The sequence below is a fragment of the Arthrobacter sp. ISL-65 genome, assembly GCF_018613795.1.
Classification (GTDB): domain Bacteria; phylum Actinomycetota; class Actinomycetes; order Actinomycetales; family Micrococcaceae; genus Arthrobacter.
In genome coordinates this window covers 1-7,399 of record NZ_JAGGPN010000072.1, presented here as the reverse complement: position 1 = coordinate 7,399, position 7,399 = coordinate 1, and the positions used below count along the sequence as shown (strand labels likewise).

10 protein-coding genes are annotated in these 7,399 nt (G+C 59.4%); 7 read left to right on the top strand and 3 right to left on the bottom strand.

What is annotated here, in order from left to right; all coding sequences use genetic code 11:
* Both J7I85_RS24645 and J7I85_RS24640 read right to left on the bottom strand, forming a co-directional pair.
* Positions 1-363, bottom strand: a 363-nt coding sequence (locus J7I85_RS24645; protein WP_214858614.1) for a hypothetical protein, incomplete at its 3' end; no start/stop codon positions are given.
* Positions 364-812: 449 nt separating this feature from the next.
* Entirely contained in the window at positions 813-1,139 is a 327-nt protein-coding gene (locus J7I85_RS24640) for an Lsr2 family protein (protein WP_214858613.1), read from the bottom strand.
* 288 nt (positions 1,140-1,427) lie between these two features.
* Here J7I85_RS24640 and J7I85_RS24635 point away from each other — a divergent pair, with 288 nt between their 5' ends.
* The 7 genes from J7I85_RS24635 (at position 1,428) to J7I85_RS24605 (ending at position 6,304) form a co-directional block, all read left to right on the top strand.
* Positions 1,428-1,979: a hypothetical protein gene (locus J7I85_RS24635; protein WP_214858610.1), complete on the top strand. Its 552-nt coding sequence runs from the start codon at positions 1,428-1,430 to the stop codon at positions 1,977-1,979.
* A gap of 31 nt (positions 1,980-2,010) precedes the next feature.
* Positions 2,011-2,604: a hypothetical protein gene (locus tag J7I85_RS24630; RefSeq protein WP_214858608.1), complete on the top strand. Its 594-nt coding sequence runs from the start codon at positions 2,011-2,013 to the stop codon at positions 2,602-2,604.
* Between the two features lie 559 nt (positions 2,605-3,163).
* Positions 3,164-3,409, top strand: coding sequence for a hypothetical protein (locus J7I85_RS24625; RefSeq protein WP_214858606.1), 246 nt, complete (start codon positions 3,164-3,166; stop codon positions 3,407-3,409).
* A 375-nt stretch (positions 3,410-3,784) separates the two neighbouring features.
* The gene (locus J7I85_RS24620; RefSeq protein WP_214858604.1) at positions 3,785-3,988 is read left to right on the top strand and encodes a hypothetical protein; all 204 of its coding nucleotides are present in this window, start codon (positions 3,785-3,787) and stop codon (positions 3,986-3,988) included.
* Positions 3,989-4,055: 67 nt separating this feature from the next.
* Entirely contained in the window at positions 4,056-4,253 is a 198-nt protein-coding gene (locus J7I85_RS24615) for a helix-turn-helix domain-containing protein (RefSeq protein WP_214858602.1), read from the top strand.
* A 929-nt stretch (positions 4,254-5,182) separates the two neighbouring features.
* Positions 5,183-5,512, top strand: coding sequence for a hypothetical protein (locus tag J7I85_RS24610; RefSeq protein ID WP_214858599.1), 330 nt, complete (start codon positions 5,183-5,185; stop codon positions 5,510-5,512).
* Between the two features lie 273 nt (positions 5,513-5,785).
* Positions 5,786-6,304, top strand: coding sequence for a MarR family transcriptional regulator (locus J7I85_RS24605; RefSeq protein WP_214858596.1), 519 nt, complete (start codon positions 5,786-5,788; stop codon positions 6,302-6,304).
* Between the two features lie 419 nt (positions 6,305-6,723).
* On the opposite strand, the gene J7I85_RS24600 is transcribed toward J7I85_RS24605, so the two are convergent.
* Complete coding sequence (locus J7I85_RS24600; protein ID WP_214858584.1) at positions 6,724-7,032, bottom strand: hypothetical protein; 309 nt, start codon at positions 7,030-7,032, stop codon at positions 6,724-6,726.
* Positions 7,033-7,399 lie beyond the last annotated feature (367 nt).

The following is a 7,399-nucleotide window of genomic DNA, read 5'->3' as shown; positions in this document are numbered from 1 at the left end:
GCTTGCGACGATGGCAACAAGGCCGACGATCCGCCATAACTTCCCCGACGCAGGCCGCCCGGCCACAGCCGGAACATCATCAGTGACGGGAACGGATTTCGGTGCAACCCGCTGCAAACGTTCCTGGACCCGCGGAGTGAGTGTCTCCACGCCGCCTGCAAGCTCGTCGGCGAGCCGACGCAAAACCGCCTGTAGGCGCGGGGAGGCAGTTTCAATTCCAGTATCCAGCCCGGCCACCGCTCTTTGCAGTGCAGCCTGGACCCCAGGCGTAGCCCATTCCCTGCCCTTGACCAGATGGGTCATGAGATTCTCGGAAAGACGGTGGACCTGCTCGGTTTCGGTCATAGGTTCTGCCCTGCGCATGGGTGCCTCCTGGGTGTGATGGATGCCCACAGCCTACGACGGACAGCACCACAGAAACAGGCCTGTATCGGTACCGTTCAACAACCTGTTCCGGGAGGCGGTTCTGCCATTTTTGCTCGACGCGATGTCTCTGGGCTTAGTACAGAGAGCCGCACAGTTCGTCTGCTGCGGTCACCCCGTTCAGAGAATTCGTGCTGTAGGTCAGAAATGCGGCCCGTCGGCTTAGCGGTCCTCGTAGAGGCCGTCCGGCCCTTATCAATTCAGCCTAAATCGGTCTAAGAGAGGCCGGACGAAGGCTCTCTTGCTGATGACTACACGAATAAAGCAATCAGGACCAGAATCCGTATGGAATTCTGGTCCTGATTGCAATCGATATGCCGTTTTCCAGCTGGGCCCTAAATCTGCCGGTGCTGGCCGGTCGAATACCGACCTCTGGTCGGGACAGGCTTTCAGTGCGCGGCCTGGTACTGCGCTACGATGTCCGCTTGGATACGGCCGCGCGCGTTGACGCTGAGGCCCTTATTCAGCGCCCACTGACGAATCACCTTGGCGTCGCTGCTGCTCGACGGAGACCTGCGCCCAGCCGGTCGGCCGCGGCTACCGGAAGACTTACGGGCTGCGTCAGCAAACCGGCTGAGTGTTTGGCGAAGTTCGCTGGCGTGCTCTTCGTTAAGGTCAATCTCATATTCTGTGCCGTCGATGGCAAATTGGACGGTCTCGCTGGCTTCAGAGCCGTCGAGATCGTCTTCGAGACTAATCACTGTTTTTCGTGCCATACGGAAACTTTATCAGTGACATAGCCGCCGCAACGGCGGCGAGTGCCAGAAACAACCCCTACCTGCCAAATAAGAAATAAATATTCTTTGGGTATTCTCTTACGCATCCCAAGACTCACGAAACGCCACACCACCGAAATTCGGGGACGGCCGCCAGAGCCGTCGGCTGGTCCAAGGAGACGTCTCGTATGCCAAGGGTTATGAGACAGCACTATGCGCTGGCAGCACCCAGTGAGCGACCCTACAATGAACCAGTTGAAAAAATGATCCTGGAGTTGGGGGCACGTCGTGGGGAAGTTTGATTTATCAGCTACAAGGATTTGCGAACAGATCGGCGCAAGCAGCGCTGAGGTCAATCGCCTGCTGAAAGATCAGGACTTCCTGTACGGGAAGCCTGGTGCGTACGGTCTCACCTCGAAAGGTGAAGAGTACGGAGTCCAGCGGGACTACGACAATGGGCACAGCGGTTGGTACCACAAGGCCTATCCCACGACACTTTTCGACCCCAGCATCATCGACGTGCTTGACTCCTCGCCTGAAAAACTCGCGAAAGTACGCGCTGACATTGCTGCAGACCGGCTTGCGAAGCAGGCCGAGAAGGAGGCCGCGCAGGCCGAGTATGAGGCAAACTACCAGGCATCCCAAGCCGCCAAGGAAAAAGTTCAGGCCCAAAAAGAACATGACGAGCTCATCGAATGGCTCATTGCTGGCGGCGTCCTGGCCCTGATCGCCACCGTTATCGGTGCGAAGAGGGGCATCGAGGGGTACCAGCGCAGAAAAGCCGAGAAGGCGGACAAGGCAGAGGCACTCCACGTCCGTCCCGGCGAAACTTGCTGCTAAGGCAAGTCCCGAGATTCGATAGTGTGGCGGCATGATCGGGGATAAATCGCATGAAATTGCTGAGTCGGAAAACCAGCCTGTCAGTCTTTCGGATTTTTCGAGTGAGGAACTCCTAGAAGAGCTGGCTCGACGGTTCCGCACAGCATCAGAGGAACTGGAATTACTTCGCGTGATGCAACCGTCCACCAGTGAGAAGAGTTCCGATCGAAGTTCGGAACGCCACCTTCCTGAAACTGCAGAAGGACTACTGGCGATTATCAATGTCGATCCTCGCCTGGATGAAGACAGCACCGGTTGGTACAACCAGAACCCGCACACGCCCGTAAAGCTTCTTCGGAAGAAAGCGATCGTTAGGCTTTCCCGTGTGTGGACTCGAATGGCGCTGGATCCGTCAAGACTTCGAAATGGCGAGATCAACCGCCGTCGATTGGAGCGCGAGACAGGTGTAGCTCGGAACACCATGCGCCCATACCTAGATGCTGGCTTGGAATTGCACAAAGCTGGACGTCTTTATCTCGACGACGACCCATCCGATGTGGATATTAGAATCGTTGACAAATCGATGGACGAGGGCGAACGCGGGCGCGCGCGAGAGAGTAAGTTGAAAACCAGTCGTGAAGTATAAAGGGATCAACCCGGGCTTTTGACAGGTGTCCGGTAATCCCCTTACGGACACCTGAGTCAGCCTCCAAATCCGACTCGGTGTGTCTCGAAACCTCTGCGCCTCAAAACCCTAGCCATGCGAGACGCTGGCCGCCTACCGGGCGCGACATTTAGCGATCACAGAACACCGCCATTTATCGCCGAAAGTCACAGACCAACGATAGGAAGACCTTTTCGACTTTTCTCGGAGGCTTGCCGAAGGCAGGTCAGAAACGGTCGTTATTGACTGCCATCTGTGAAGGACGTCTGGCCAAGGATTGGATGCCTGAACCTGAGACCTGCCGCTGCAGCTCAACTTGGGCAGTTAATTTCCAAAATTAAGCTCTGATGCAGACCGACTTCCGATACGCTCACGGGCATGGACATCGGATACGGCCGCGTTTCAACCGCCAAGCGGGACCTCGACCGAGAGACCCTATCGGCATATGTCACCCCGGCAGCCTGAGTCGCTGATCGGCGATGGATTGCCGGCGCCGGTTCGTGCGGTGAGCCCCAATCAACGACCGCCCGGTGGCTATTGAATGCACGACTCCTCCATCCTGGTCTTCAATCTTGTTTTCGCCGGCACCCTTGGTATCGGGCTTCTGATGCTCCTCGGTCAGCTCGCGGCCTTTATCGTTCTGCTCGCAACCGCTGCCACAGTCGAGTTCCTGGTAGTCACCCTTGGAGCACTCGTCCGCCGCACGCGGAAGTCGGCATCTCACCGACAACTCCGCGGCCGCCATTTCTCGCGGGTGTCGCCTGCCGCTGATACGTCCGACGGATGACGCACGTGCCGCTGGCCCGCTGCCGCTAGCGGCAAGCGATCTTCAAAGTGTGGCGGCCTCGACCATGAGCTTGGGGCGGCACGTTCCGCTGCCGTCATTCACCGGCGGTCCCATTCTGCGCGATCGGGGGCAGGAAAGGAGCAGCACGCCCGTTACCAAAATGTTCCTGCTGATGCAAATGGCGCCTATTGTTACTGATGTGACTTGCGGATATTCTGTTTTTATGGTGCTTCCGGTACGGAGACCATTCTCCGCAGACACCCGGACCCGCACCAGCAGTGCATGTCTTAGCACTGCGCAAGAGATTCCAATGGGGGAATTTCAATGGGGGAAATCCATGCTGGCGCGCCGGCTTCCAGAACACGAGCCGGGCGCTTGACCACGTTCGTCCACCAGACCATCGCCCGTGCACGGACGATGGCTGTTCCCTACAAACTCGGTGAAGTGGTCGTCGGCGATGACCCCTTCAACGGCCGCAGGGAAGGCCTGGTGGCCGTCAAGAACGGCACCTTCGTGGGGCTGCAGGCGGCAGACAAGATCGTCTTCTACGACTACCGGCAGCTGAGGCGTCCTGACTAGCAGCCAGAGCAAACCACGCTAACCCGCCCAACCCAGCTCGGATCCGAACCGCAGGAGTCAGATTGCCATGTCCATTGCCAACCTACCCAGCCACTACCTGACCATCGCCGAAGTGGCCACGATACTGCGCGTCTCAAAGATGACCGTCTACCGGCTGGTCCAGGCCCACGCCTTGGCCTCGGTGCGCTTCGGCAACTCCTACCGCATTCCCCAAGACGCCGTCGAGGAGTACATCAAGAAGGCCGGATCACCGGCGGATACCTGAGACCGGTCCAAGTGGCCTGGCATCCCGGGTGACTCTGCCTACCCGACCTTCATTTTTGGCTTCCATGCTCGGCAGTTAAGCATCATTGAGCCCGACGTCGCGTAGTCTCACTTCATCAAGGAGGCAGTCATAGATCCATCATTAACCGTCATCGCAGTGGCCGCCACAGTCGCGCTCGTTCTTGGCTTTGTCACAGCACCGATTGCTGCGTGTATCTCGGTGAGGGACACGAATAAGTTGACGGCAGTCAGAGCTGTCAGTTTCAGAAGCTGACTGCGCAGCATGTCAGAAGCCGTCTGCACAACTCGGTGCTTTGGACTTCAACGCTGGGTAGCGGCATTCTGTCATCGATCGGTCACGCAAAATTCCAGGGCTTTTACGCTGTCTTTATCGCACGGGATCCGGAACACATGGGTTCTGAGACACTGCACGCGGCCTACCTGACTGTGTGCCATTCGAGCATTCGTCTGCACTTTGTCCCAGGAAGGCCGCCTGCACCGCCAAGACAATCTTGTACGAGGACCGGCTTACGGGCGCGGAAGTCGCCTCCAGCAAAGGTTTCCGCCGGGCCGGCTGTAGCGGGGGGAGCATTTGCCGGGCCCGGCGGACTGGCCCGGAGGGCGCTTCGTTGGCCAGATACCAGGATCCTGTCACCGGAACCTTGAGGAAACCCTACGAACCCTTTGAACCGATACCACTCACTCAGAAATCGCGGCCGAACATGGCGGGTGCTCCGCACAGGCCGGCGGCATGAGGACGGGGCCCCGCAACGTTCCAAGGTCTACCGGGAATGCATCACGGCGCCGCGGCAGACTAGAAGTAAGGCAAGTGAAGGGTGTGTTCCCCGGAGAGACCGGGTTGGCCTGCGCCGCCTCCGACGGGGGTGACCGAAGTGCCGACGCGGCGGGCGAAAGAAAGGAGCAGAACTGATGACTATTCTCGAGTTTCCCCCACTGGGTGATTACCGGCAGCGTCACGCCAAACCGCATGCAGTGATGGGCGTGGGTCACGAAGCCCCGCCGGTTGGGGCCGCCCAAGGCGGACTTCTGCAGTTTCAGCTCCGGCGCCTGATCAACGAGATCCTCGCTGATCCGGACCTTGATCCTGACATGTACTTCTCCCTGCTCGAGCATCTGGCGGAGAATCCCGGTCATCCCGAACAGGCTCTCCTCGTCCACCTCCGCGATGTCCACGACCCGGCTGACCTGCCACCCTGCAACGTCCGCCGGAAGCCCGAGATGCCGCCAGACGAACCATAAGCTCCCCGTTCCGCCCCGGTGCCCTCCGACGCCGATTACTGGTTAGACCGGCATGACGGTAACGGCCGCCGCCTACCTTTGTATCGGCGTAAAGTTGTAACCGGCCGGCGGCGGACAGCCGACAGGTGTCCCCCCATGCCAGCGGCCCCCAGCTCCGTCGTCGGTCCTTTACTCCCGCCGCTGTTGCCCCTGCGCCCGAGGAAATGCTCGCCTACGTTGGTGACCAGCGGCGGAGGACCCTCACTGAGAGAGTCTCTAGTCCCGGACTCTAGAATGGTTGCTATGAGCACCCGTCGCCAGAGCACGCCGACTTCGGGGCTGCCAGCGGAAGCCGTGGACGATGCCCTTCAGCAAGTGGAACACCAAATGAGCCTGCTCTTGCGCCGTGCGCATTCAATGTCGCATCAGTTGGCGCGCAAGGTCCATCCGGACATGGAACCGGTTGCCTATGGGCTGCTGACGGCCATCCGCAGGGAGGGCCCCATCCGGCTCACGGACCTTGCTTCCGTCATGGGTGTCGGCAAGCCATCGATAAGCCGACAGATCGCGTTCCTGGAAAGCGTCGGCCTTCTCTACAGGGAGTCAGATCCACAGGACCGCAGGGCACAGTTCATCCGGCTGACGGAGAAGGGCGAGGAAGAGATGCATCAGGTCCAGGACGCCCGCCGGCAGGTGCTCTTTGAGCGCCTCGGCGAGTGGCCGCTGGAGGAGCTGCAGATGCTGGCGTACCACATGGGCCGCCTCAACGCCGTCTATGGTGAGGGCTTCGGGTTCGGGACACATGGGTTATGAGACACCGCGCCCGGCCTGGGATCTGGCACGTGCCACTTTAGTGCCCGGCGTCGGCAACTCAGCTAGTCCGTAAACAACCACGCCGTCGCCCGCACTGGGTTCGACAACATGCAGGTCAGGGCGGACCTGCGCCGCTTCAGAGACGAGTCCGCCGGGCCCGGCATATGCTCCCCCTCTGCAGCCGGCGCGGCGGGATCTCCGTAGAGTCGACTCGGACATTCCGTGTAGTAGAACTTATGCTGCGTTTCAGGACGACAATCAGTGAAAATAGGCTGCCTCGCACCTGCGGGGCTCCCAACGGCCGGGCGTCAGGGCAAAAGGGGAGGGACCGAACCTCTCGGATTCAGTCCCTCGGTGCAGTCGGGAAACGCGCTGTGGCGTTTGAGGGCTGCAGGGTCAGCGGTTGCTAACCCTTCGGGTCAGTTCTGGCGAAGGGTGATCGGCCCCTGGTCGGTCGTGCAGACCGTCGCGGGGGCGCCCGTACGGTCAACGGCCTGTCCCAGGACAGCTACCGGTCCAACCTTGACTCCACAGATGTTTGCTGCGACCTGTGCCGCGACGCCGATATTGACGTCTTCCAGGATGGTTACGTCACCGATAGCGACGTTGATTAGCCCATCCTGGGTCTGGTTGGGTGCAGCTACTGCGGGACCTGCTAGTGCTCCGCCACCCAGCAAGAGTGAGCCCGTGAGCGCGATTCCGGCTCCGGCTTTCCTCATGATGTTCATGGTGTTGTTCTCCTAGTTCGGTTTCCTTATGACCCCCACCACACAAACGCAAAGGTAAGCATGCTGATTAAACAAGGAATTTGGGCCTGAGATTTGCTTGTATTATTTGCGCTGAAGCGCTATAAGTTCAGCTCTGCGGCCGCCTGCTCGGTAGTCAGGAACCGGCGCTTCTTCAGTCCCTCGGTCACCACCTCGTCCTATGTGTGGGTAGGCGCGCTGGCGGTGTACCGAAGGGCATTCTCACGTCTTACAACCCTTGGGATATGAGACGTCCCACCGACCGTTCAGCTCCTCGACTGCACTGGTCCCACCTCCGCGAAATCGCGGAATTTTGACTGCAACCAGCGATTCTACTAAGAAAACGAAG